The organism is Fulvimarina pelagi HTCC2506 (genome assembly GCF_000153705.1).
GTDB classification, from domain to species: Bacteria; Pseudomonadota; Alphaproteobacteria; order Rhizobiales; family Rhizobiaceae; genus Fulvimarina; species Fulvimarina pelagi.
Map to the genome: position 1 here is coordinate 2,665,474 of NZ_DS022272.1, position 23,946 is coordinate 2,689,419.

General features: G+C 61.3%; 29 protein-coding genes. 14 read left to right on the forward strand and 15 right to left on the reverse strand.

Annotated elements, in window-relative coordinates; all coding sequences use genetic code 11:
- The first annotated feature begins 62 nt into the window (after positions 1-62).
- From FP2506_RS12535 to FP2506_RS12555, 5 genes are all read left to right on the forward strand, one after another.
- Entirely contained in the window at positions 63-266 is a 204-nt protein-coding gene (locus tag FP2506_RS12535) for a YdcH family protein (RefSeq protein WP_040489871.1), read from the forward strand.
- Positions 263-775 (forward strand): 5-(carboxyamino)imidazole ribonucleotide mutase, encoded by a 513-nt coding sequence (gene purE, locus FP2506_RS12540; protein ID WP_007067878.1) that lies wholly within the window; start codon positions 263-265, stop codon positions 773-775. Before FP2506_RS12535 ends, purE begins: the two co-directional genes overlap by 4 nt.
- Positions 772-1,845, forward strand: coding sequence for a 5-(carboxyamino)imidazole ribonucleotide synthase (locus tag FP2506_RS12545; protein WP_007067879.1), 1,074 nt, complete (start codon positions 772-774; stop codon positions 1,843-1,845). The genes purE and FP2506_RS12545 overlap by 4 nt, the downstream gene beginning before the upstream one ends.
- Positions 1,846-2,018: 173 nt before the next feature.
- Positions 2,019-2,144, forward strand: coding sequence for a type B 50S ribosomal protein L36 (gene ykgO / locus FP2506_RS12550; RefSeq protein ID WP_007067880.1), 126 nt, complete (start codon positions 2,019-2,021; stop codon positions 2,142-2,144).
- A 98-nt stretch (positions 2,145-2,242) separates the two neighbouring features.
- The gene (locus FP2506_RS12555; RefSeq protein ID WP_007067881.1) at positions 2,243-3,052 is read left to right on the forward strand and encodes a tetratricopeptide repeat protein; all 810 of its coding nucleotides are present in this window, start codon (positions 2,243-2,245) and stop codon (positions 3,050-3,052) included.
- A 21-nt stretch (positions 3,053-3,073) separates the two neighbouring features.
- On the opposite strand, the gene FP2506_RS12560 is transcribed toward FP2506_RS12555, so the two are convergent.
- The 3 genes from FP2506_RS12560 to FP2506_RS12565 all read right to left on the reverse strand — a co-directional run bounded on the left by FP2506_RS12560 (position 3,074) and on the right by FP2506_RS12565 (position 5,073).
- Positions 3,074-4,363: an NAD(P)/FAD-dependent oxidoreductase gene (locus FP2506_RS12560; RefSeq protein WP_007067882.1), complete on the reverse strand. Its 1,290-nt coding sequence runs from the start codon at positions 4,361-4,363 to the stop codon at positions 3,074-3,076.
- Positions 4,364-4,366: 3 nt separating this feature from the next.
- Positions 4,367-4,528 carry a DUF3096 domain-containing protein gene (locus tag FP2506_RS18425; RefSeq protein ID WP_007067883.1) on the reverse strand — a complete coding sequence of 54 codons (162 nt, stop codon included), beginning with the start codon at positions 4,526-4,528 and terminating at the stop codon, positions 4,367-4,369.
- A 116-nt stretch (positions 4,529-4,644) separates the two neighbouring features.
- A complete protein-coding gene (locus FP2506_RS12565) occupies positions 4,645-5,073 on the reverse strand; it encodes a secondary thiamine-phosphate synthase enzyme YjbQ (protein ID WP_040489873.1) in 429 nt (142 codons plus the stop codon).
- A gap of 114 nt (positions 5,074-5,187) precedes the next feature.
- Here FP2506_RS12565 and FP2506_RS12570 point away from each other — a divergent pair, with 114 nt between their 5' ends.
- The 3 genes from FP2506_RS12570 (at position 5,188) to FP2506_RS12580 (ending at position 8,038) form a co-directional block, all read left to right on the forward strand.
- Entirely contained in the window at positions 5,188-6,165 is a 978-nt protein-coding gene (locus tag FP2506_RS12570; protein WP_007067885.1) for an alpha/beta hydrolase, read from the forward strand.
- Between the two features lie 169 nt (positions 6,166-6,334).
- Entirely contained in the window at positions 6,335-7,171 is an 837-nt protein-coding gene (locus FP2506_RS12575; protein WP_040489135.1) for a L,D-transpeptidase, read from the forward strand.
- Between the two features lie 294 nt (positions 7,172-7,465).
- Positions 7,466-8,038 (forward strand): L,D-transpeptidase, encoded by a 573-nt coding sequence (locus tag FP2506_RS12580; RefSeq protein ID WP_244404294.1) that lies wholly within the window; start codon positions 7,466-7,468, stop codon positions 8,036-8,038.
- Between the two features lie 99 nt (positions 8,039-8,137).
- Here FP2506_RS12580 and FP2506_RS12585 read toward each other — a convergent pair whose 3' ends face one another.
- From FP2506_RS12585 to flhA, 6 genes are all read right to left on the reverse strand, one after another.
- Positions 8,138-8,602: a hypothetical protein gene (locus FP2506_RS12585; RefSeq protein WP_007067888.1), complete on the reverse strand. Its 465-nt coding sequence runs from the start codon at positions 8,600-8,602 to the stop codon at positions 8,138-8,140.
- Entirely contained in the window at positions 8,599-8,952 is a 354-nt protein-coding gene (locus FP2506_RS12590) for a hypothetical protein (protein WP_007067889.1), read from the reverse strand. Before FP2506_RS12590 ends, FP2506_RS12585 begins: the two co-directional genes overlap by 4 nt.
- A gap of 21 nt (positions 8,953-8,973) precedes the next feature.
- Entirely contained in the window at positions 8,974-9,330 is a 357-nt protein-coding gene (locus FP2506_RS18080; protein WP_007067890.1) for a rod-binding protein, read from the reverse strand.
- A 99-nt stretch (positions 9,331-9,429) separates the two neighbouring features.
- Complete coding sequence (locus FP2506_RS12600; protein ID WP_007067891.1) at positions 9,430-9,837, reverse strand: hypothetical protein; 408 nt, start codon at positions 9,835-9,837, stop codon at positions 9,430-9,432.
- The gene (locus FP2506_RS12605; RefSeq protein WP_007067892.1) at positions 9,834-10,586 is read right to left on the reverse strand and encodes a flagellar biosynthetic protein FliR; all 753 of its coding nucleotides are present in this window, start codon (positions 10,584-10,586) and stop codon (positions 9,834-9,836) included. The genes FP2506_RS12600 and FP2506_RS12605 overlap by 4 nt, the downstream gene beginning before the upstream one ends.
- Positions 10,583-12,700, reverse strand: coding sequence for a flagellar biosynthesis protein FlhA (gene flhA, locus FP2506_RS12610; RefSeq protein ID WP_007067893.1), 2,118 nt, complete (start codon positions 12,698-12,700; stop codon positions 10,583-10,585). Before flhA ends, FP2506_RS12605 begins: the two co-directional genes overlap by 4 nt.
- A 370-nt stretch (positions 12,701-13,070) precedes the next feature.
- On the opposite strand from flhA, the gene pqqA reads away from it, so the two are divergent.
- The 5 genes from pqqA to pqqE all read left to right on the forward strand — a co-directional run bounded on the left by pqqA (position 13,071) and on the right by pqqE (position 16,580).
- Positions 13,071-13,148, forward strand: coding sequence for a pyrroloquinoline quinone precursor peptide PqqA (gene pqqA, locus FP2506_RS19520; RefSeq protein ID WP_007067894.1), 78 nt, complete (start codon positions 13,071-13,073; stop codon positions 13,146-13,148).
- A 43-nt stretch (positions 13,149-13,191) separates the two neighbouring features.
- Positions 13,192-14,112 (forward strand): pyrroloquinoline quinone biosynthesis protein PqqB, encoded by a 921-nt coding sequence (gene pqqB, locus FP2506_RS12615; RefSeq protein ID WP_040489877.1) that lies wholly within the window; start codon positions 13,192-13,194, stop codon positions 14,110-14,112.
- A complete protein-coding gene (gene pqqC / locus FP2506_RS12620) occupies positions 14,109-14,873 on the forward strand; it encodes a pyrroloquinoline-quinone synthase PqqC (protein ID WP_007067896.1) in 765 nt (254 codons plus the stop codon). The genes pqqB and pqqC overlap by 4 nt, the downstream gene beginning before the upstream one ends.
- Complete coding sequence (gene pqqD, locus FP2506_RS12625; protein WP_007067897.1) at positions 14,870-15,148, forward strand: pyrroloquinoline quinone biosynthesis peptide chaperone PqqD; 279 nt, start codon at positions 14,870-14,872, stop codon at positions 15,146-15,148. Before pqqC ends, pqqD begins: the two co-directional genes overlap by 4 nt.
- Before the next feature lie 292 nt (positions 15,149-15,440).
- Entirely contained in the window at positions 15,441-16,580 is a 1,140-nt protein-coding gene (gene pqqE / locus FP2506_RS12630) for a pyrroloquinoline quinone biosynthesis protein PqqE (RefSeq protein WP_007067898.1), read from the forward strand.
- Between the two features lie 114 nt (positions 16,581-16,694).
- On the opposite strand, the gene FP2506_RS12635 is transcribed toward pqqE, so the two are convergent.
- Together FP2506_RS12635 and rpsU are read right to left on the reverse strand one after the other, a co-directional pair.
- A complete protein-coding gene (locus FP2506_RS12635; RefSeq protein WP_007067899.1) occupies positions 16,695-17,576 on the reverse strand; it encodes a tetratricopeptide repeat protein in 882 nt (293 codons plus the stop codon).
- Between the two features lie 170 nt (positions 17,577-17,746).
- Positions 17,747-17,968, reverse strand: a complete 222-nt coding sequence (rpsU, locus tag FP2506_RS12640; RefSeq protein ID WP_040489885.1) for a 30S ribosomal protein S21 — start codon at positions 17,966-17,968, stop codon at positions 17,747-17,749.
- A 328-nt stretch (positions 17,969-18,296) separates the two neighbouring features.
- On the opposite strand from rpsU, the gene FP2506_RS12645 reads away from it, so the two are divergent.
- On the forward strand, positions 18,297-19,199 hold the full coding sequence (locus tag FP2506_RS12645; protein WP_040489136.1) for a hypothetical protein: 903 nt from the start codon (positions 18,297-18,299) through the stop codon (positions 19,197-19,199).
- A 22-nt stretch (positions 19,200-19,221) separates the two neighbouring features.
- Here the strand turns inward: FP2506_RS12645 and FP2506_RS12650 are convergent, their stop codons facing one another.
- From FP2506_RS12650 to FP2506_RS12665, 4 genes are all read right to left on the reverse strand, one after another.
- The gene (locus FP2506_RS12650) at positions 19,222-20,625 is read right to left on the reverse strand and encodes a DUF2254 domain-containing protein (RefSeq protein WP_007067902.1); all 1,404 of its coding nucleotides are present in this window, start codon (positions 20,623-20,625) and stop codon (positions 19,222-19,224) included.
- A 148-nt stretch (positions 20,626-20,773) separates the two neighbouring features.
- On the reverse strand, positions 20,774-22,219 hold the full coding sequence (locus FP2506_RS12655; protein ID WP_007067903.1) for an alpha,alpha-trehalose-phosphate synthase (UDP-forming): 1,446 nt from the start codon (positions 22,217-22,219) through the stop codon (positions 20,774-20,776).
- A 25-nt stretch (positions 22,220-22,244) separates the two neighbouring features.
- Positions 22,245-22,982 carry a trehalose-phosphatase gene (otsB, locus tag FP2506_RS12660; RefSeq protein ID WP_007067904.1) on the reverse strand — a complete coding sequence of 246 codons (738 nt, stop codon included), beginning with the start codon at positions 22,980-22,982 and terminating at the stop codon, positions 22,245-22,247.
- A gap of 80 nt (positions 22,983-23,062) precedes the next feature.
- Positions 23,063-23,869, reverse strand: coding sequence for an N-acetylmuramidase domain-containing protein (locus FP2506_RS12665; RefSeq protein WP_007067905.1), 807 nt, complete (start codon positions 23,867-23,869; stop codon positions 23,063-23,065).
- Positions 23,870-23,946: the final 77 nt, after the last annotated feature.

Consider the following 23,946-nt stretch of genomic DNA (forward strand, 5'->3'; position numbering starts at 1 on the left):
TTCGGCGCGAACACGTTTTCGCGAACGATTCGCGTTGCGCCGAAAGACAAGAAGAGGAAGCGATGGCGGACCAGGAACAGGCGGCGCTGCGGTTGCAGACCGCGAAGCTTCGCCAGGATCATGCCGATTTCGATGCCGCGATCGAGGCAATGGAGGCCTTTGGCTGCGACAAGCTGAGGATCCAGCGCATGAAGAAGAAGAAGCTGATGATCAAGGATCGGCTGCAGGAACTCGAAGACCAGATCATTCCGGACATCATCGCGTGACCGCCCAGACGATAAAGCCCCGCGTCGCCATCATCATGGGAAGTCAGTCCGACTGGCCGGTCATGAAGGCTGCCGCCGAAACGCTGAACGAACTCCAGATCCCCCACGAAGCGAAGATCGTCTCGGCACATCGCACGCCGGACCGGCTCTATCAGTTCGCGACCAACGCCAAGGCGAATGGTTTTCGTGTCGTCATCGCAGGTGCGGGCGGCGCGGCTCATCTTCCCGGCATGACGGCCTCGATGACTCCGCTACCCGTGTTCGGCGTGCCGATCGAATCGAAGGCGCTGAAGGGTCAGGACAGCCTTCTTTCGATTGTTCAGATGCCCGCGGGGATTCCGGTAGGGACGCTCGCGATCGGCCGCGCCGGGGCGGTGAACGCGGCGCTGATGGCGGCAAGCGTCCTCGCGCTCTCGGACAAAGGTATCGCCGAGCGTCTGGATGCCTATCGCATGGCCCAGAGCGAGGGGGTCGCCGAAGTTCCCATCGATGAGGAGCCCAGCCGATGAGTGCGCTCGCCCCTGGATCGACAGTCGGCATTCTCGGCGGCGGCCAACTCGGCAGGATGCTTGCGATGGCCGCGGCACGGCTTGGCTATCGGACCTTGGTGCTCGACCCGAACAAAGAGTCGCCCGCATTCCAGGTGGCAAACGAGGCGATCGTCGCGAACTATGACGATCTTCGAGCTCTCGCACAGCTGACCAGCCATTCCGACGTCGTGACCTATGAATTCGAGAACGTGCCCGTGGCCCCTGCCCGGCAAGCCATCGTCGAGGCCGATCTCTTCCCGCCAGCCGAGGCGCTGGAGGTCGCGCAGGATCGAGTGGTGGAGAAGGCGTTCCTCAATGGCATCGGCATCGAGACGGCGCCCTGGCGCGCGATCGACAGCGTCGAGGAACTTGCCCACGCACTGATCGACATCGGCACGGACTGCATCCTGAAGACCCGCCGTTTCGGCTACGACGGCAAGGGACAGGCGAGTATTCGAAGGGAAGGCCCCGTCGCCGACGCCTATGAGAATCTCGGCTCGAAACCTTCGATCCTCGAAGGCAAGGTGCCCTTCGCCTACGAAGCATCCCTGATCGCTGCACGCGGCAAGGACGGCAGCATCGCCTGCTACGATCCGGCAGAAAACGAACACAGCCTTGGCATCCTGAGGCGCTCAAGCGTGCCTGGCCGGGTGTCGTCTCACGTGTCCAAAAGGATGATCGAGACCGGCTCGAAAATTCTTGAAAAGCTGAACTACATTGGCGTCGTCGGCATCGAGTTTTTCGTAAAAACGGACGAGACGATCCTCGTGAACGAGCTTGCGCCACGCGTCCACAATTCGGGACATTGGACAGAGGCGGCCTGCGTCGTCTCGCAGTTCGAGCAGCATATCCGCGCCATCACCGGTCTGCCGCTAGGCGATCCGAAGCGCCATTCGGACTGCGTGATGGAAAATCTGATCGGCGATGAGATCCGCAAGATCGAAACGCTGGCCGAGGAGAGCGATGTCCTCCTGCACCACTACGGCAAGATCGATGTCAGACCGGGCCGAAAGATGGGCCATCTCACGCGGCTGAAACCACGATCTTGAGGTAGCTTAAGTTGTCGGAGGAACACGCCGACAGCGTTGACATTTACGCTGACGCTGGATAAGTCGCTGCCAACACATCAGAATGGACGAACGCGTCTTACGACGCGTTTTTTGTTTGCGCGACGGCAGGCGAATCCGATCCCGTCGCTCTATGAGACGACCGGGAGACCGCAATGAAGATCAAGAACTCGCTGAAGGCCCTCAAGTCCCGCCACCGCGAAAATCGCATGGTACGGCGCAAGGGCCGCATCTACATCATCAACAAGCAGAACCCTCGCTTCAAGGCCCGCCAAGGCTGAACCCGGGCATACGGATCGCTTGAGGCGCGTCGTCGTGTCGATGCGACTCACGGGATTTTCAGTTTGACGGCTTTCGTGAGGTCGATAGTCTCCGGCTCATGACAGCCGTCTTTCGTTTTTTGTCCGCCCTCCTCGTCACGTCGACACTTGCCGCGGGGCTGATGACGTTCGGTGCCGCCGCGCAGAACACCGACGATCCGTCGGTTATCAATCCCGACGAGGGAGCGCCTGGCACGATGCCGGAACTTCCGATCCCGCCCGAATCCGGCGACGAAGGTCCTATGGTGAGGCCCGCGCCCGACGCCGACCCTGAAATGCCGCCCGAGGCTTTCGGCGGTCCACTCATGGAGGGTGAGGAAGAGGTCGACGAAACGATGCCGGAGGACGGCGCGGCCTCGACCGATCTTGCGGAGCCGGCCGAGAAGCAGCCCGAAACACTCGAAACTCTGTTTGCCGAGCTCAAAAAGACGGGCGACGAAACAGAAGCCAAGCGTACAGCGCGGAAGATTCAGCGGCGTTGGCACGAAAGCGGTAGCGCAACCATCGACCTGCTGATGCGGCGGGCCACACAAGCGATGGGCCACAAGGAAAACGCGACCGTAATCGATCTTCTTGATCAGGTCCTTGTGCTCGAGCCAGACTATGCCGAGGCTTGGAACCGGCGCGCGACGGCGCATTTCGCCAACGGCGACTACGGCAAGTCGATTTCCGATATCGAACAGACGCTTGCCCGGGAGCCCCGTCACTGGGGCGCACTTATGGGTCTTGCGCTTATTCTCGAACGCACTGAGCAGGACAAGAAGGCGCTCGAAGTCTACGGCGAGGTGCTGGACGTCTATCCGGCGTTGAAATCCGCGCAAGACGCCGTAGGCCGTCTTTCCGAGGAACTGACCGGGCCGTCCATCTGACGAACCATGTCCCGTGCTCAATTAGCCGTGCAATTTCAGAGCCGGGCTCTTCGCCGGCGAGATTGCATCGGCGAATATTGCGACCGAGCCTCGCAGATAGCCGAGCACGGACCATTGATGGCGGCGTTGAATAGACTGATACGCGGCCCGTGCGAACTGACCGTGAACGAGAAAGTCGTTCTTCGAGCGGAACGGACTAATGCTTCCGACGGAGCCGCCGCGGGCGAGCGACAGTAGGCGGCCCTGATCGTTGTATTCGAAATGGTCGGGCGTTCCACCCGCGATCGTCTTTGGAATCGCACCGGCGAGATAGGCTGCTTGCTGGCTCGCGCATTGCGCCGTCGGCGGCAGGGGAACGGCATCGGGCGTGGGCTTGAAACTCGCCGCATCACCAAGTGCGTAGATGCGTTCGTCGACGGTGGTACGCAACCGGTTGTCGACGGCGATTCGGTGCTTTGAGTCCATGGCGAAATCGCAAAGGTGTTCGAGACAAGGATTGCCGACGAGGCCCGCCGCCCAGACTGTGATGTCGGTCGGCCAACGCTCGCCGCCTTCGGCAACGACGGCGTCTCTCTCGACCGCCGCGATCTTGGCGTTCGTATGGGTGTCGATGTCGAGCAATGCGAGGCGGTCGAGCACCGCCTTGCGAAGTCCGTCGGATGCGCCGGGCATGATCTCCGGCGCGGCCTCGAGAATGACGACATCGAGAAGGCGCTGATGGCTCTCGAGGACCGCCTGATTGATGAAGCCACGTTCCGACACGCGCAGATGGGAAGCGAGTTCCGTACCGGTCGCGCCCGAACCGACGATCGAAACCTTGGCCGGCTTGCCGCTATGACGCGATCTAAGGATTGCCGCGACGAAGAGATCGCGAAAATCGTCGGCATCGGCCTTTTCGTCGAGCCTGACTGCGTGTTCGGCGACGCCCGTGGTTCCGAAATCCGGTGTGACCCCTCCAAGCGCTACGACGAGCCGGTCATAGGCGACATCACGCTCCGGCCCCTCGATCGCGCCATGCTGACTGCGGACAGCCGCAAGGCGGACAGTTTGCGCCTGTCGATCTATCGAGACGACTTTGCCCTGTTCAAACGTGAAGCCACGCATGGCTGCGAGCATGTAGAAGCTCATTTCGGAGAGAGTGGAGTCCACTGTGCCCGCAGCGAATTCGTGCAGGCGGGGTTTCCACACATGGGAGCCGTTCACGTCGACCAGCGTGACTAAGGCTTTGTTGTTGCCTGCGAGATTGCAGGCGAGTTCGAGGCCGCCGGCCCCGCCGCCAAGGACGACGATACGCTCTTTGCGTTTCTCCATGGATTAGCCGCCCGCCCCGATCTGGTTGAGAAGATCGGGGAACAGGCCCGTCAATCCGACGAAGATCAGATAGAGGGCGACGATGTAGCTGAGGAGCCTCGGCATGATGAGAATGAGGACGCCGGCGATGAGTGCAACGACGGGCTGGAGTGTGATGAATTCCATTCGAACGGGTCTCCGATGGCTTCGTTGGGGAAGATCTAGCGCAGTGCTCGCCGATATCCTGTAGGCGCTCGAGCGTCGTGAGCCTCGATCGGGTTCGCGGGCTGGAAAGCGATGCTTCAGCCGGTTCCGATTTCGCCGGCGAAATGAATCACGACGTCTCGTTGGTGCGGACGAGCGCGATGCTCGACCACATAGATGCCCTGCCAGGTGCCGAGCACCATACGGCCTTTCGAGACCGGAATAGCGAGATGAGTATCGGTCAGCATGGTCTTGATATGGGCCGGCATGTCGTCCGGTCCCTCGATGTCGTGGACGTAACCGGCACTCTCCGGCGCTAGGCGGTCGAGCGCGTTAACGAGGTCGTGGCGTACGTCCGGATCGGCATTTTCCTGGATGGTCAGGGAGGCCGAGGTGTGGCGGATGAAGAGTGTCAGCAGACCGTTTCCGGCTCTGACCGCCTTGAGCCGGTGTGCGATTTCAGCCGTCACGTCGATGAAGTCCCGGCCGCGCGTGGCGACTTCCATCGTCTCGATATGCTGCTGCATGAAGGCCTCTTCGTCGCGATACCGTTCCACGATCCCACAACTGGCCAGCTTCGGCTGAAGGTCTAGATCAGGCGGCACCGATCAGACACGCACCCAACAGACCGGCCAAGCTCAATGTCATCGCTTCCCGACCCGTCGATCTTCGATCCCGACCACGTCCCCGCCGATCTTCAAGAACTCAATGCCCACATCCGGAACGAGCACCAAAGCCGCCCGGACACCTGGTCGCTGCCGATCGAGACCGTCCGCCAGGCGCGCCTCGAGGGCAAGGGCATCTTCCCCTTGCGCGATCCGGACCCTGACGCGACGATGCTTTCGATCACCGGCAGGGACGGAAGGGAGATCTCGGTCCGGATCATCAAGCCGAAGGGCCGCGAGGCACGAGGAACGTTTCTTCATATCCATGGCGGTGGCTGGGTTTTTGGCGATGCGACCGAGAACGACACGCGCCTGCGCCGCCTCGCCGAAGCAACGGGTCTTGCGACGGTCTCGGTGGAATATCGGCTCGCGCCCGAGCATCCCTTTCCAGCAGCCGGCGACGACTGCTTCGAAGCGGCACTTGCTCTCGCCCAAGGACAGATTGCCGATCTGCCGACGGACTGGCTCGCGATCGGCGGCGAGTCGGCCGGAGCCCATCTTTCCGCGGTGACGTTGATCAGGCTGCGCGACGACGCAGGGTTCCAGCCTTTCAAAGCCGCGCTTCTCGTCGCTGGTTGCTACGACATGGGGATGACGCCGAGCGTGAGGAATTTCGGCGAAGAGCGGCTGATCCTCAATTCGCGGGACGTCGCGACCTTCTCCTCGCTCGCAGTCCCCTCACCCGAAGTGCTGCGCGATCCAACGAACTCTCCGCTCTACGCCGATCTGGCATCGATGCCGCCGGCCTACTTTTCGTGCGGCACGAAAGATCTCCTTCTCGACGACACGCTCTTCATGGCGATGCGCTGGCAGGCCGCCGGGAACGACACCGAGTTGGCGCTGTACAACGGCGGCTGCCATGTCTTCGAGGTCTTCGGCACGCCGAGCGGAGAGCGATCTCTCGCAAAGGCAGAGGCCTTTCTTGCCAGCAAAATTGCGCGAACGGTTGAATAGATAGAGGCGCCCTTCCTCGTGAAACAGGATGTTAACCTTTACGGAGGTTGCAGGAGGACGCTTAACGTTTCGGTGTCCGCAGCCCGACACAATCGACGCGATATCGCGGGCCTTCGCCCGGTGCCTCGATTGGACGGACCTTATGCATTACCCAATTCCGAAAACGGCCATGAACCTCGCCGCAGTCCTCGCTGCCTTGACTTTCGGTGGAACGTTCTCCTCGGCAGAGGCGGAGCCTCGCTATGAGCAGCGCCAGCCGGCTGTCGCGCCATATCACGCCAGAGAGGCTTGGCTTCAACAGCTGAAACGCTCCCAGCGCGTCAACGCGGCTGGCGTCGTCTTCCAGGGCGCGCAGCCGAGCCGGCATGTCCGCACTGGACGCAGCATCTTCTCCCCGGACCCATTTGGCACCCGCTACGTGGCCCAGCCACCAGAACCACGCTATGCACCGCAACCTGCGGTCCCGCGGCGAGCGCTTCAACCGCACTATCCGCGTTCGGCCGCAACTTGGCCGGCGCCCGTCCGCGAGGTCGCACCAAGGCACATTACCTCGCCCGAATTTCTACCCCAGCGCGTACCGTACCGCTCCCGGCACGCCACGGGGACGATTGTGATCGATACCAGTCAACGCTTCCTCTATCACGTCGAGCCCAACGGCATGGCCATGCGCTACGGTGTAGGGGTCGGCAAGCCAGGCTTTTCCTGGCGCGGCATGCACAACATCACCGCCAAGAAAAAATGGCCGAGTTGGACGCCGCCCAAAGAGATGATCGCCCGCGAGAAGAAAAAGGGCCGCCATCTGCCTTCTTTCATGCCAGGGGGCGTGGAGAATCCGCTGGGTGCACGCGCGCTCTATCTCGGCTCTACGCTCTACCGCATCCATGGCACCAACCAGCCGTGGACGATCGGCCAGGCCGTGTCGTCAGGGTGTATCCGGATGCGAAACGAGGACGTCGAGAAACTTTACGAACGGGTCAGGGTCGGAACGAAAGTCGTCGTGATCTGATCGTTAGTCCGCATACCTTTGCGTAAATCTTCTCACCTAAACTGAAACTTCCCTTGCCGATACGAATTGGAAAAGCGGCAGAAATGTGTTTGAATTGGGTCAAAGACCTGACAACAAGGTCTGACCATCGGCTGGAGAAACCTCATGTCTCTTGGAAAGTGGCTTATCGGCGCTGCTTTGTGCGGTGTAGTTGCGCTCGGTTCGATCGTCGCCGCTCACGCCGACTCCCGTGTCTACAACTATGCGACCGGCACTTGGGAATCGACCGACGATCCACGCGTGATGCGTCGTACGATGATGCAACAGCGCCGCCCCTCGGCCGCCTTCAATCGCGCCAATGTAAACATCGAAACGCGGGAGCGGCCTGGCACGATCATCGTCGATACGCATCGGCGCTACCTTTATTTCGTGGAGAACGGCGGGCGGGCAACGCGCTATGGCGTCGGTGTCGGCAAGGAGGGCTTCGGCTGGTCCGGACAAATGAAAGTCGGCCGTAAGGCTGAATGGCCAGACTGGATACCGCCGAAGGAAATGGTCATTCGCGAGCGCCGCAAGGGCCACATCCTGCCGGCGCGTATGGCCGGCGGACCAAAGAACCCGCTAGGCGCCCGCGCACTCTATCTTTATCGCGGCGGCCGGGATTCACTCTTTCGCATCCACGGCACCAACCAGCCCTGGACGATCGGCCAGCGTCTCTCCTCGGGTTGCATCCGCATGATGAACGAGGACGTGGCGCATCTCTACAACCGCGTGCCGAACGGCACCAAGGTCGTGGTCATCGGCCCCGAGGGCCAGGGCGGACGCGGCGTCTATCGTGAGACGGGCGTTTCCGCACCAGGGCTCCTGACTAGCATCTTCGGCAACTGACCAGCCTCGCCGGGCTCGGATGCTCTCTGTAAGTACAAAAGCCGAGGCGTTGTCCACGCCCCGGCCTTTGTCGTGATTACTCCGGCATCACTCGGATCCTCAGGTCGCGGAACGGACCGTGTCCTTGGGCACGTAGTCAAACTGCTCAATCAGCACTTCGTGCACCAGTTCGTCCCCATAGCGCGCGTTGACGGACGTCTTGATCGCCTCCATCAATCCAGGAAGGTCGTAGCGCGAGGGGTTTGCGAAGTCGAAATCCTCGCTGGCGTAAAGCCGGCGGAACGCCTCGTCGAGAACGAAGGGTTCGGGTGGGACTGCCAGCTTCGCGGCGATCTGTCCGTCGATCGTGTAGACGAAGCGGGCGATTATGTAGCCCTGTATGCGTTTGTCGGCAATCATCGGCACAGTGATCGCGTCGGTCGAGCGGTAGTCTAAACCCGCATAATAATCGGACTGCTTCTCACCCGCGGCCTCGCCCGACTTATCGGTAAAGGTGATCGCTGCGTAACTCGAGCCGAGAGCGACGACGGTTGCCCAGATACCGACGATGATGAGTTTGATCACCGAACACGCCCTGCGAATTCGGGCCGGCTGGAATAAGTGCCGTCGGATTCGGCAGCCGCGATGGACTTAGCCATAATGGTCGAGATCTCGTGGCTCGCCTTCACATGCTGCGAGAGTACCGCCTGATTCTCAGCGAGCCGCCGGCGCAGGACCAGGAGGCGCTCGCGCGTCTCGCCGTCGAGTGTTTCAGGGCTTAGTCCGCGGGTCAGGCGGGTCAGTTCGAGGAGCGACTGGTTCTTTCGGCCAGCCGTTTCGACGAGGTCGATCCCGTTTGATTGCGCCAAGGCCTCGCTCTCGCGAGAGAGCACAGCTTCGAGGCGATCGGCAGCGTTGTGAAGAGCGGTCTGCATATCCGGTTGTCCCTGTGGCTTCTAAAGCTTCTTGGTCGAGGCGAGAAGCGAGTCGAAACGCATGCGGGCGCTCTGGCCCGACTGCGTCTTCATCGCGCTGTGCGCCTCGGTGGTCAGGCCTCGATCCCGTGCGACCATCTCGGCGATCCCGATACCGCCGGCCCGCGTGATCTGTTCGCCGATCTGCTCGGCCATCATCGAGCGCCAGATATTCCCCGCGGTTCCCGAACCGAAGAAGTTCGAGGCTTCGGACGGAAGCATCGATTCGACAAAACTACGCAGGGCGAATGATTCGAACTCCTGCAGCGGCGAGAGCTTGTCGACCTCGTGCGCGGCGCGCGGCGTCGGGCGGGCGACCACTGCTTCGGTATCGGCCACTTGTGTGGGCTTTAAACCTTCGATCGGCATTGAGCTCATAGCGGGCGGCGGCTTTTGGTTCTGGTAAAACGTCTCGGCAACGACGTTAAGAGCGCGGCCTTATCCGAGACTGTGCGACAGGCGCGCTAGAAAGCTCTCGATATGGCCCTCGAGCGCTTCGGCGCCCTCCTCGGAGGCGGCCTCCTGCCCAGCTTGCTTGTATCGGCGCTCGACTCCCTTCTCCCGGCGACGCGCTTCGGAGAGACGGCCCTCTCCTTCCCGAAGATCCGCCTCGTTTTCGCGGCGGGTCACGTCGTTGCGGCGAAGGCTCCTGACCTTTGCGTCGATGAAGAGGCCGTGGAGATCGGAAGTCGGATCAAGGCTTTCCAGGATCGCCCGATCTGCCTGATCGATCTCGGCGCGCTTTTGCCTCAGATGCGAGACCGACCATTCCTCGATCTGGCGCTTCTGTGCCTGCACCTTGAGCACGCGTTCGAGCCGCCTCTGTTTTCTGCGCGCGTCGCTCATCCGGTCAGTACCCAGCCTTCGAAGGCGTTCATGAAGATGATGAGGAAGTCGCCAATCACATAGCCGAAAAGGATGAGGCCACCAGCGAGGACGAAGGGCAACGACACGAAATAGACTGGAATCTGCGGCGTCAGCTTGTTGGCGAGCCCGATCGCGAAATTGACGATGATGGCATAGAGGACGAACGGACTCGCGATCCTGAGGCAAAGGACGAAGGTGAGCTTGAGATTGTCGGTGAGATTGACGAGGCTCGCCTGTATGCCAAAACCCTCGGCTGCCGGAAGCGCGGTATAGGACGCGACCAGGGCGCGGGCGATCTCGGCATGAAGGTTCGTAATGAAGATCAGGACGGTCGCCGTCATGGTGATGAGCGTGCCGATCGCCGGATCGGGTGAATCCTCATAGACCGGCCCGAGCTGCTGACCCATGCCGATCGCGTTGGCGATGACGTAGCCAACGAATGACAGCGCGATGAGGAAGCAGCGGCCGAGAAGACCGATGAAGAAGCCCGTCATCATTTCCGAGAACACCAGTTCCAGCCGACGAGCATCGCTCGCGCCAACAACGAGGGGCTCAATCAGCGGCAGGAGGAGCGGCGACAGCGCTAGAGAGATTGCGAAAGCCAAAAAGAGGCGGACCTGCGCTGGAATGCGGTTCGACGAATAGCCGGGCAGCAGCATCAGACAGGTGCCGATGCGGCAGAACACGAGAAAATGTGCGAAGACGAAGGCGGACGCAGCCTCGCTCACGAAATCGATCCGATGGATTTCAGATCGACGCCGCGAGCGATCTCGACGTGGGAGAGTACCGGCAGATTGACGAAGATCCGCTCGATCATCATGCGCACGTAAGGGCGCGCATCAGGCGCGGCGACGAGGGCGAAGACCGCGCCCTGGTCCATCTTTTCGCGAATGACCTTGGTCGCTTCCTGCGCGAACTGTTCGACGACGCGCGGATCGATGTCGAACTCAACGACGTCGCCCTTGGCATCGCGCTTGAGCGCCTGATGAAATGCGAGGTCCCACTGGTTGCCGAGGCGCAGGACGGAAAGCGAGCCTTCGTGCAGAAGATCGCCGCAAATCTGCTGTGACATACGCATGCGCACATGTTCGACGATCTGCTCGGAGCGCCGGACGTGCGGAGCGATCTCAGCAATGGCCTCCAGAATGAGATTGAGGTTCCGCACTGAAACACGCTCGGCTAGGAGCAGCTTCAGGACCGCCTGAAGCCCGGAATAGGACATGTGGGTCGGGATGATCTCGTCGATCAGCCGCTTGTATTCCGGCTCGAGCCTGTCGAGCAGGGCCCGCATATCTTTGTAGGAGAGAAGCTGGGCGAGGTTGTTGCGCAGAATCTCGGAGAGATGCGTCAGGACGATGGTCAGCGTATCGATCGGCTCGTGACCCTGGCGCTTAACCTCGGACGCAAAGCTTTCCGAAATCCAGGCGGCCTTCATGCCGAAGGCCGGTTCCTTCGTCATGTCGTGCGGGACTTCCGGCGGCGGCAGCTCGCCGAGGACGACGAGCAGTTCGCCGAGCCGCATTTCCTGGCTGGCGACGGTGGTGCCGTGAATCTTGATCTCGTAATGCTTCGATCCGATCGCAAGGTCGTCGGACAGCTTGATCTCCGGCACGACGAAGCCATAGCGCGAGGCAAAGCGGCGGCGCATCTTCTGGACGCGGTGGGCGAGTTCGTCGCGCTGAAGGAGGAGGTGGGCAGACATCTGCTTGCCGAGGACAAGCTCGATCTCGACGATCTTGAGGCTCTCCTTGACCGAGTTCTTCTCGCTCGCGGCGGCAGCTTTCTCTTCCGCATCCTTTTGTACGGCGTCCTGTAACTCGGCCTCAGCGCGACGCTTGGGAATGAGATAGGCGACAGCGGCGAGCATGCCGCCGAGTGCTGTGAAGGGAAGAAACGGCAGGCCAGGCGTTACGGCAAGCAGCACCATGAGGCCAGCTGCGACGGAGAGCGCGCGTGGGTATTTGCCGAGCTGGCCGACAACCGCCATCTGGGCCGCTCCGCGCGTACCCCCTTTCGAGACGAGAAGGCCGGCAGCGAGCGAGATCACGAGGGCCGGAATCTGCGAGACCAGACCGTCACCGACGGAAAGCTTGGTGAAGACGTCCGCAGCCGAAGCGGGGTCCATGTCGTGGCGCATGATCCCGATGATGATGCCGCCGAAGATGTTGACGGCGGTGATGATGAGACCGGCGATCGCATCGCCGCGCACGAATTTCGACGCGCCGTCCATGGCACCGAAGAAGGAAGACTCTTCTTCGAGTTCCTTCCGGCGGGCTTGGGCTTCCTTTTCGTTGATGAGCCCGGCGGAGAGATCCGCGTCGATCGCCATCTGCTTGCCGGGGATCGCGTCGAGGGTGAAGCGCGCGCCGACCTCCGCGATACGGGTCGCACCTTTAGTGATCACCATGAAGTTGACGACGATGAGGATCACGAAGACGACGATGCCGATAAAGAAGTCGCCGCCCATGACGAAATTCGAAAAACCGCCGATGACGTAGCCGGCGGCGTTAACCCCCTCGTGGCCTTCCGAGAGGATGACGCGTGTCGTCGCGATGTTGAGCGATAGGCGCAACATGGTCGCGAGAAGCAGGACGGTTGGGAAGGCGGAAAATTCCAGCGGCTTCTCGATCCACAACGCCACCATGAGGATGAGCACGGCAAGTGCGATCGACAGGGCGAGGCCCATGTCGATGATGACCGGCGGGATCGGCACGAAGAGAACGGTGAGGACGAAGACCACCGCGACGGCAAAGACGATTTCCCGGCCGCCCTTCGTGGAGGCGGCGCTTCCGGTCGTACCGGTCGCGCCCAAAGGCGCGCTTTTCATCGTATCGATCGCCATGGGTCTTGCTTTCGCTTCCGGGTCCGGCAGTCGGTTGTCTTAGTCCGAAGCTGGGCGCGCACGATCTTGCCGGCACTCGAACCCGTTAAGGACTGGTTAAAGCTTATCGTGCCTCAAGCTTGCGCCGGGGTGAGCCAAGCTGCGGGCCGAGAGATACGAGACCCTGGAGAGCCCAAATTCGAGGGGGCCGAACGGCGGGAGTTCAATCGAACCGGGAAACTTGCCAACCACGAGCGGGAAATTTTCCTTATCCCTTGGTCGCGTGTGAATAACCCTTCAAAGCCCGAACGAGTCTTGCTATATGCACCGTGGTTGGGCGCTGATGGTGCGCATCGGTCAGCCCGCAACGAACATATTTGGGAGACATAGCATGGCCTGGAATAAGCCGGTTATTACCGAAGTTTGCGTCGCAATGGAAATCAACGGCTACATGCCGATCGAATTCTAAGTTGCAGACAATGTCTGACAGCCGCGGGCGGGGGGAACCCCGCCTGCGGCTTTTGGTTTTAGGGGCCGCTGCGGGCGGCGGGTACCCTCAATGGAACTGCCTCTGCGAGACCTGTCGCCTCTTCTGGGAGAGAGACGAGAGAGTTCGCGCCAGTTCCCAGTCATCCGTCGCAGTAACCGCGGACGGCGAACATTGGCTTCTCCTCAACGCCTCCCCTGATCTTCGTCAACAGATCATGCATGTCGACGCAATGCGACCGAGTCAAACGACAATGGCTCGCGAAGGGGCCAAGCGTTCCTCTCCTATCGCGTCCGTTCTCATCACCAATGGCGACGTCGACCATACTGCAGGGCTGCTGACACTTCGCGAAAAACAGAATTTCGAGCTGCATGCGACGGGCGGAGTGCACGATATAATCGCCGCTAATCCCGTGTTCCATGTTCTTGATCCGAACCATGTGACAAAGCGAAAAGTCGGAGTCGGCGAGCCATTCAAACCGGTTCCCGGATTGACTGCCGAGCTCTTCTCGGTTCCCGGCAAGGTGCCCCTCTACCTCGAAACGGAAACGGTCGACGTCGGTGAAGAAAGCGAAATGACCGTTGGCGTCAAACTGACCGCGCATGGCAAGACGCTGTTCTACATTCCGGGCTGTGCCCACATACCCGACAGTCTAAAGGCTCGTATCGCGGAAGCGGACGCCCTTCTGTTCGACGGCACGATCTTCGTCGACGAAGAAATGAAGAATGCCGGTGTCGGCGAAAAGACCGGTCGGCGCATGGGGCATATGCCGATCTCCGGCGAAGGCGGTAGCTTGAACGCGTTCGACGGTGCAAAGATCAAGCAGCGGGTCTATATTCACATCAATAACACCAATCCGATCTGGATCGACGGTTCGGAGGAGAAAAAGACAGTCGAAGCGGCCGGTTGGCAGGTCGCCTATGATGGGATGGACCTCAGCTTATGATGGACATGATGTCTAGGTCGGATCTCGAAGCTGCGCTTCGCGAAATCGGCAAGACCCGTTACCACTCCAATCATCCCTTTCAGATGATGCTGCAGGAGGGCCGCTTGTCGCGCGATCAGGTACAGGCCTGGGCGCTCAATCGGTATTACTATCAGTCGATGATACCGGTGAAGGACAGCTTTATCCTCGCCCGTCTCGGCACCGTGGAGATGCGCCAGGAATGGCGCGAGCGCATCATCGATCACGACGGGTCTCCAGAAGAGCGCGGCGGCATCGTGAAATGGGTCGCGCTGACCGACGGCGTTGGCCTTGACCGTGACTACGTGATGTCAGGGGAAGGCATTCTGCCAGGTACGCGCTTTGCGGTAGATGCCTATGTGCATTTCGTGCGCGAGCGCAGTTTGCTCGAAGCGATCGCCTCGTCGCTGACCGAACTCTTCTCGCCGAACGTGATCGGCATCCGAACCAAGGGAATGTTGGAGCATTACGACTTCATCTCGCGCGAGACGCTCGCCTATTTCGACAAACGCCCGGTACAGGCGAAGCGCGACTCGGACTTTGCGCTGAACTACTGCCTCGAAAACGCGACGACGCCGAAGGAGCAACTGGCGGTGATCGACGCGCTGAAATTCAAGTGTCAGGTGCTCTGGGCCCAACTCGACGCGCTGATGCATGCCTATGTCGAGCCGGGGAACTTGCCGTTCGACGCCTGGAAGCCCGGCACGATGCTCGCTTCACAGCCAAGTCAGGCTGCGGAATGAGCGATCTTGGCGACGATACGGTTCCGAAGCTGCCGCACGGCGTGAAGTTTCGCGAGGACAAGGCCCGGGGCGGCTACATTCTCGTCGGGCCAGAGCGCATCTACAATATCGACGGTGTTTCGGTAGAGATCCTGAAACGGGTCGACGGGGCGGCGAGCATTCAAAGGATCGTGGCCGATCTCGCCACGGTGTTCACCGCCGAAGAGGCGGTGATCCGGCCGGACGTGGAAGCGTTCCTGATCGATTTGCGCGACAAGCAGATGGTTGTGTTGTAGTCCCGGCCCCGCAATTCGTGGGCGCCTTCTCGAGGATTCAGAGCGGACCGGCGGCTGACGCGGCTTATGGAGCGGATTACGAAGCTCTGGAGAGGACGAGAATTCTCTGGATGCTCGGGACGGAGCCCGAGCATGACGATCCGCGTGGAACTTGCCCGACAAGGCCAAAGCCAACGGCCAAAGATGCGGCTTGAACTCGCGCGGCGGCAATCGGCAACTATAAGCTACGATACGGGCTGCCGAGCGCGGCGAGAGAATACGCGACAGGCCCGGTGACGCACGGAGGAAAAAGATGAGTGAGACCCTACTCGACGAGCGCCCGCAGGCGAATGCGAAGCCGAAGCCGCAGCCGCCGATCGGTCTTCTTGCCGAACTTACCCATCGCTGTCCGTTGCGCTGCACATACTGCTCGAACCCGATCGAGCTCGAAAGCCGCTCGGCCGAACTCGACACCGAAACCTGGAAGCGCGTGTTTTCGCAGGCGGCCGAACTGGGCGTCATCCACCTCCACCTTTCAGGCGGCGAACCGTGCGCACGCAAGGACATCGTCGAACTGACGCGGCACGCTGCGGAGGTCGGTCTTTACACGAACCTCATCACCTCCGGTGTCGGCGTTAAAGAGAGCCAACTCGATGCGCTGCTCGAAGCCGGTTGCGATCACATTCAGCTCTCCATGCAGGGTGCGGACGAGGAGATCACGGTCGCCGTTGCTGGCATGAAGGGTGCGTTCGAGCGCAAGCAAGCTTTCGCCAAGCAGGTTGTCGATCGCGGCTTCCCGCTGACGCTCAACTCGGTGATCCATCGCCAGAACATCCACCAAGTCCCGACGATGATCGAGAAGGCCGTGGAGTTCGGGGCGAAACGCATCGAGATCGCCCACACCCAGTATTACGGCTGGGCGCTGAAGAACCGCGCGCACCTGATGCCGACCAAGGCGGATGTCGACAAGACGATCGAGCAGGTGGAGGAAGCGCGCGAGCGATTGAAGGGCACTCTCGTCATCGACGCGGTGTTCCCCGACTATTACGCGAAATATCCAAAGCTCTGTAATGGCGGTTGGGGCGCGCGAACGTTCTCCGTCACGCCGTCGGGCAAGGTGCTGCCCTGCCATGCGGCCGAGACGATCGAGCACCTGGAGTTCTGGTCGGTGAGCGATCACGACCTCGCAGACGTCTGGTACAATGGCCCAGCTTTCGAGGCTTATCGCGGCACAGACTGGATGCAGGAGCCCTGCCGTTCCTGCGAGCGTAAGCATATCGATTTCGGCGGCTGCCGCTGCCAGGCGCTAGCGCTTGTCGGCGATGCTGCCGCGACTGACCCGGCCTGCGTGAAATCTCCGCACCACGATCGGATCGGCGACCTCGCGCGCTCCGAATCCGCTTACGTGCCGGATCCCACAAAGGTGAGCTACCGGCTGATTGGCGCGGCTTGATACGGAGCATTGCAAGCCTGCACCGCGGGCTTTTGCTCTCGGCTACCGTCAGGGCTGACCAGAGTTGGGCTTGCCTGGATCAGAAATGAGGAAGGGTTTGGAGAGCGGTTCCCCTCACCCGCGCGTCCGGCTCATCCCTTCGCTCGCGGGCGTATAGTTCGCATCCAGCTGGGCTGCGCGCGAATATGAGCGGAAGGCTTTCTGGCGGTCTCCCTGCCGCTCCAAAAGCACAGCCTGATTGACCCAGTACTCGGCTTTGGTCTGGTCGAGCTTCAGGGCCGCCTGGAAGTCGGCGGCAGCGTTCTCGATGTCGTTGAGGGCAAGGTACGAGACGCCACGCCCGGAATAGGGCTCGGCGGCGGTCGACTGCAGCGAGATCGCCTTGGAAAAATCCTCGATCGCTTGGCTGTGCTGGCCGTCGATCTGATAAAGCAGACCGCGATTGTGGTAGGCGCGCGGATCGGTTGTGTTGAGATCGATCGCGCGCTGGAAGTCGACGAGGGCTTCCCGGTTTCTGCCGGCGAGGCGATAGATATTGCCCCGACCAATATAGGCAGAGGTGTAGTTCGGGTTGATCTGAAGAGCGCGATTGTAGTCTTCGACAGCCTTCAGGCGCTCGCCGGTCTGCCGATAAATAAGCGCACGATTGGCATAGGCCTGATGGAAGTTCGGATCGAGCGAAATCGCGGTCGTGAAGTCTTGGATTGCCGCCTCGTTCTGGCCGGATCGACCGTAAGCCGTGCCGCGCACATTGTAGGCTTCCGGATCCTGAGGATTGGCGTTCACAGTCTGGGTCAGCGAGGAGATGTTCTGGTCGAGGCCCTGATTGGCGTCGAGCGCTATCGCATTCACCATCGGCTCGCTGCCGGTCTGGCAGCCGGACAGGATTGCAACCGCGACGAGAACGGCGAAAGCCGGTTTGAAGGCGATGTGGGGACGGCGGGCGATGACGGGCTTCACCTTCACGGGACGAACAGGCTCCGGATGAATTTGCATGTTGAATCAGGCCCGTGTCCTAAACGGCGAAGGCGCCGAATTGGAGACCCGCACGCCGATCGGTCCTATCAGGGGTACGAGTGTGGCACCGATGCAACGCGAAAAGCACCAGTCGATCAGGCGATCGACTGGTGCTTATACATTTCGATGCTGATATGAGCCGAAGGGACCTAGCGGCTGCGACCGGGCAGAACGCCCTCGCGCTGGGCCTGCTTGCGAGCCAGCTTGCGGGCGCGGCGGACGCCCTCGGCCTTTTCGCGAACGCGCTTTTCAGACGGCTTTTCGTAAAAGCTACGCTGCTTCATTTCGCGGAAAACGCCCTCGCGCTGAAGCTTCTTCTTGAGAGCACGCAGGGCTTGCTCGACATTGTTGTCTCGGACGATGATCTGCAAGAACGGTTCCGCCAGTTTCTCTTTATAGGATGTCACCTGGACGGTCGCTCTTAGCCGATGACGCCCAGTTCGATTTAGGTCGCGGGCCCTTAGCAGATCGAATCGCCTTTGTCGAGATTGCCCGTGAAACCCCGCACCTCACTGGCAGAAAGGCAGATGCTCCGTATGGCGGGTCCTGATCAACTCCAAAAGCCGCAGTCAAAATACGCACAGAAGCCTTGATAATGAACGTACAGCTCAAGGCAGCAGGCTATATGGCCTGTACGTCACGTTCATCTTGGTGCTATCCCCGCTCTCTGAGCGGGTCGAGAGTGCGGGGACGCAACGCATGGCAACGGGCGAATATCGCAGGGAACGTTACACTGGCACGAGCGGCGGAGGACGTTCGCGCATGATCGCGTGGGGCGCAGTCATCGCCGGCGTCATTCTCGCCGTTGCGATCCAGCTCATGTTGGGGCTTCTCGGCCTTGGCTTGGGCTTCGGCGGCCTGCCGGGCACTGACCGCTCGGTCACGGCACTCGCGTCGGCGGCCGGGATCTACTCTCTGGTCGCAGCACTTACCGGCCTGTTCGTCGGCGCCTTTGCGACATCGCGTTTCGCCGGTCTTTCGGAAAAGATCGATTCGATCCTGCATGGCCTCGTAACTTGGGCGGTCGCGACGCTACTCGTCGTCTTGGTGCTTGGCGGAACGGCATCGTCCGTTTTGGGCGGAGCCTTCGGTGCGGTCGGCGCCTCGGTGGAAGGCCTTTCGACGGCCGCGAGCAATCTCGCGATGCCTGTCAGCACAGGATCGAGCTTGCCCGCTAGTGTTGCAGCCGACCTCAGGGCGCTCGCGTTTGCCAATACAGAAGCCAGCACGGGCACGGACACAGGCGACGAGCAGACAGACAACGCTGAAACCGCTCAGGCATCACCCGAGCCGACGAACGGGGTTGAGAATTTCTCGGCGATCGCCGCGGCATTGTCCGAAACGGCGAGTTCAAACGAGCGTCAGACGGCCGTCCAGGCGATCCAGCAGCTCGGCGGTCTTTCCGAAGCGGCCGCCGAACAACGCCTCGCTGGATATCAACAGTCATTCGACGAGATGGCGCGCTCCGCTCGGCAAGCGGCAGACGATGCCGCGCGATCTGTGGCGGCTGCTTCGTTCTCGGCCTTCGTCGCGCTGCTTCTTGGAGCGATCGTCAGCATTCTCGGCGGCTTCCTCGGACGCTCGCGAGGCGAACGGATCTGAGCACATCGCGATAGACGCCTCTTCACTCAATCGAGCGCACGTTCCGACGAGACCTGTGCCGAGGGTGACGCTCGCGCGCATCGAAGCTGGCGGCCTCCATTTCGACCGCTTCGAGGCTGGCGTCCGTCAGCGCCTTCCGGGCAAGGATTAGAAGCTTTGCTTTTTGCTCGCGTAGCGCGACAATCTCGTTTTCCCGCTCGGCGACCGACAGGAGATCGCCGAGTGCTTTCAAGAAGTGCACTGCGGCAATGCGGTCGGTCGCAGCGTATTGGCTGAGGTTTCCGAAACCCTGCTCGAGATAGCCCGCAAAGTCGACGGACGGTGCGACAAGCCGCAACTTGCCGTCCCCATCCGTCCTAAGCGGATCGACCTGATCACGGCCGACGAAGGACGAATAGGCAGCGCTCAGCCAATCCATGCAGGTTGTGGCCGTGAAGGGATCGTTGACGCCCGGCGAAAGAGCCCGCGCGGCGATTTCCACCAGTTCATCGATGAGGAAGAATAGATCCTGGGAGGGACTTCGCATATTGCCGAGCGCGAGCGCGGAGTGCAGCGTATCTCGCGCATCGTCGGTAAGGCGTTCGGCCGGCCAGACATCGAAGATGTAGGTGCCGGGATGCACGAACGTGCCGGGGCGGCAGTTCAGCCTGATGATGATATCGTGTTTCCGCGCCGCTTCCGTCAGCGTCTCGTGGTCAAGGACTTGAAGATATCCGGCCGCTCGGGCCCGCACTTCGGCATAGGCGGGCGGATCTGCGATCTCGCTACCGGAGCGAAAGCAATCCGGAACTTGCCACAGGATGTTTTCACGTTCGTCCTCAGCTGCCGGATACCCAACCTTCTGCGGAAACATCGTATCGATGCGGGCGGTCAGTGACTGACCGATCCCGGCGATCACGTTCGAGATATGGATGTTCGAGGGAACGTGGTGGATAAAGAAGATCAAGACGCCAATGGAGGCGATAGCGAGCGCGATTGCACCGTAAACCGCCAGGTTCGGCACGAACATCGTCGAGAAAGCATCTTCTTCCGATCCGTTGCGGACCGAGCGCAGTACGAGAATGCTGTAGACGAAGGTCGCGACAAAGGTGCCGAGGGTGATCTGGTTGCCGCGGTCGTTCATGAAATTGGTGAGGAGCCTCGGTCCGTAAGAACTGGAGGCAAAAACGACAGCGGCCATCGTCACGGAAAAGACGGTTCCGGCGACACCGATCATCGACCCGGCGATGGCGTTGAGGATCGATCGGGCTCCATCGGGCTGGGTCGCGTAAAAGAACGGATTATTGCCGAAGAAAGTCGACGGAATAACCGAGTCGAACTGCACCAGAGCTACCGCGAGCATGGCTGCGAGCGAGGCCATCATCGCCGGAAAGAACCAGTAGGAGGCCTTCAGCCTATCGTAGGTCTGGATAAGGAATGCACGCATCGGCGGTCGGACTCAGGTTTGGGAAAAGGGTTTCTCGGCGACAACCTCTCGCTTTGTTTCGCGACCTTCGATCCGGGTGGCATTGCGATGAACGCCGGAAAGCGTGATCCGAGGCGCGCTGAACACTCCAATAGGAACGTTCACCGCATTACGACGACGTCTGCGCTGCCGGTTCGTGGTGACTCGTTTCGAGCATGTCGATAAAGCTCTGGCACCAGCGCTGGGCCGTCCCGGTGAAAACCGCCTCACGCATCGCTTCCCAGCGGCGCTTACGCTCTTCGAGCGGCATGGTGAGCGCGCGCTGCATTGCGGCAGCCACGTCGTCGGTATTGTAGGGGTTGACGACGATGCAGCCACATTTGAGCTCGTCGAGTGCGCCCGCAAAGCGCGAGAGGATGAGAACGCCAGGATCTTCGGGGTCCTGCGCCGCGACGAACTCCTTGGCGACGAGGTTCATGCCGTCGCGTAACGGCGTAACGAGACAAACTCGCGCTGCGCGGTAGATCCCGGCGAGAGCCTTCCGCGTGAAACCACGTGTCATCATCTGCAGAGGCGTCCAGTCGAGGGTGGCGAAGCGTCCGTTGAGGTGCCCGGCGGTGCGTTCGAGCTCATCGCGTAGTTCGGCGTATGCATCGAGCTCGGAGCGCGAGAGCGGTGCGACCTGCAGGAAGATCGCGCTGCCACAGTTCTCGGGATAATCCTCAAGCAAGCGTTCGAAGCCGTAGAAGCGTTCGAGCAGACCCTTGGAATAATCCATCCGGTCGACCCCGACGATGAGCTTGCGCTCGGCTCCCTCGCCATCGCTGTTGCGCCGGTCACGCGTCATGGAGAGGAGCATTTCCTCGTGCTCTCCGGCCTCCGGCGAGACCGCAAAACGGGCATATCCCTCGGCATCGATGCCGATGGGAAAGGGTTTGGCGATGACAGTCCTGTCGCCGACTCGGACGCGGTCCTCATCGAGCTTCTCTCCCCCAAGCTCGCTGATGCAGAAGCTGACGAAGTTGCACCGGTCCGTATCGGTCTGGAAGCCGATGACGTCGTAGGCAAGCAGCGCACGCACGATGTCGTGGCTCGCCGGAAGGGCGGAAAAGACCTCCGGCGCGCAGAACGGAATATGCAGGAAATAGCCGAGCCGGCCCTTGTAGCCTGCCTGGCGCAACTCCGAGCCCATATAAAAGAAGTGATAGTCGTGCACCCAAACGAGGTCGTTCTCTTTCAAGTGCGGCATCAAACGGACGGCGAAGCGATGGTTCACCTGCCGGTAGACCTTGTCAGAAACGCGGTCGAATTCGGCAAGATCCAGCCGGTAGTGCAGCAGAGGCCATAGGGAGCGATTGGCGTAGTCGTAATAGAAACCCTGAAGCTCCTCCTGGCTCATGTCGATCGTGGTCATCTCCACGTTCTCCTGAACCTCGGTTTTCGCTTCGCCTTGGGTGCCCTCCTTCGATGTCTCGCCGCTCCAACCGAACCACACGCCGCCGCGCCTCTTGAGGGCGTCGGACAGGCCGACCACGAGGCCGCCCGCCTGCCCTTCGTCGCTCAGCGGACCGACCCGGTTGGAGACTGCGACGAGACGCGGATTGCTATCAGCCATGGGACTTGACCTCGTTTCTGCCTTTTTAACCGATCGTTTCGGCGATCCATCTGTGGACAGCCTCCACGTCCGCCAACCGATATTCGGCGGCGCTGTTCCGGCTGCCGACCTTGATGGAAATGCCGCCGCGCCGCTTGACCTCCTCCAATGCGTATTCGTCGGTTGTGTCATCGCCGGCATAGACCGGAATGCGCCCCTTGAATGGCGCGTCCTCCATCATCGCTGCGAGCGCGCGGCCCTTGTTCATGCCGGCGGGATGGACTTCGACGATATTGTCGCCGTCCATGACGAGGAGGTCATCTCGGTCCTTGACAGCATGCTTTACGGCCGAGCGCGCAGTGTCCTTCAGGTCCGGTGCGGTACGATAATGGACGACGAGTGCGAGCCCCTTGTCCTCGAGTTGAAGGCGCGGGTTTTCCTCAACGAGACCATTGAGCGCCTCTCTCACCGGATCGAGCTCGTCCGCTGTCATCAGGCGGGTCGTCTCGCCGCCCGGTTCGACGCGCCGTTCGAGGCCATGAACGCCAGCAGCGGCGAAGCTGAGGGGTGCGAGAAACCGGTCGAGATCGGAAACCTTGCGGCCACTGACGATGGCTAGCGCCCCGCCGCAAGCACGCTGGAGCGCAATCAGCGGATCGAGCGTACCCTCCGGCAGGGCGACGGCATCGGGATCGTCGACGAGTTCGGCGAGCGTTCCGTCGAAATCGAGGAAGATGGCGTGGGAAGCGGGATCGATCGGAGGGGGTTCGTGGGCACGGGTCATCTTGAACCGAGACCTAGCGCCGGACGAACCGGCGCCAAGCGTTTCATCGCGAACGAAGCGTCGCGGAGGGGACCGTTGGGCTAGAGCCGAAGCATGGTCGATGTTCGCTCGTCCGCGACGCCGGTCGCCGGCAGTCCTGCAGCGGCCTGCCACGCAGCGAGGGCTGCTGCCGTGCGCGAGCCGAAGAGGCCATCGACGCGGATCGCAGAACCCGCTGAACGCAGGGCATCCTGAAGGCGGAGCACGACCCTTCCCCGCGCGCCGATCGCAAGCGGACCGATAGGATCTGTTGTCTCCAAAGCTGCACGGGCGCGCTTGAGAGCCGTCGCGATCTTGGTATCGTAGGCGTTCCGGCGATACCCAGGCCCATTATAGCGACGCGCGAAGCCGGCATAGTCGCCGTCTGCAAGGCGATCGGCGAGGCGGCCGAGGCTCAGGAAGCGCGCGGCGATGTCCAGCTGTCCGTCGATCGAGCGGCGGGCCGCCTCCGAGAGGGCCTCGGCAGAGGCGTAGCCGAGCGCCTTGCCGTGCGACCCCATGACTTGGCAAAGGCCCCACGAGACCGAACCGCACGCCGCTTCGGCATCGATCCGGCAGGCCCGCTCGAAGAGCGCCCAGCGTGCCGCCTGCCCCACCGGATTCTTGATACGCCCGGCGCGCGGACTGGCCAGCCCCTCGGCGCGAGCGCGGGCCTGTTCGGGTGACGAGAGACGCCGGTCGAAATAGTGGCCCTCGAAGCGGATCAGCGGTTCGGCCCGGCCCTCGACGTCAGCAAATGGAACCGCGCGGGTTTCGACCAGCGACACCGCGAGAAGCACGTCCGGCCCGACACCCGTTTCGCTAGCGACCTGCTTTGCCGCTTCGATTACCCGTCTGTCGATCGCCATTCTCGTCATCCTTTCCTTCGGACCCAGTTCCGAAGAACGAGGATGCGGGCGGCGATGCGGCCCGTGGGCAGATTCCG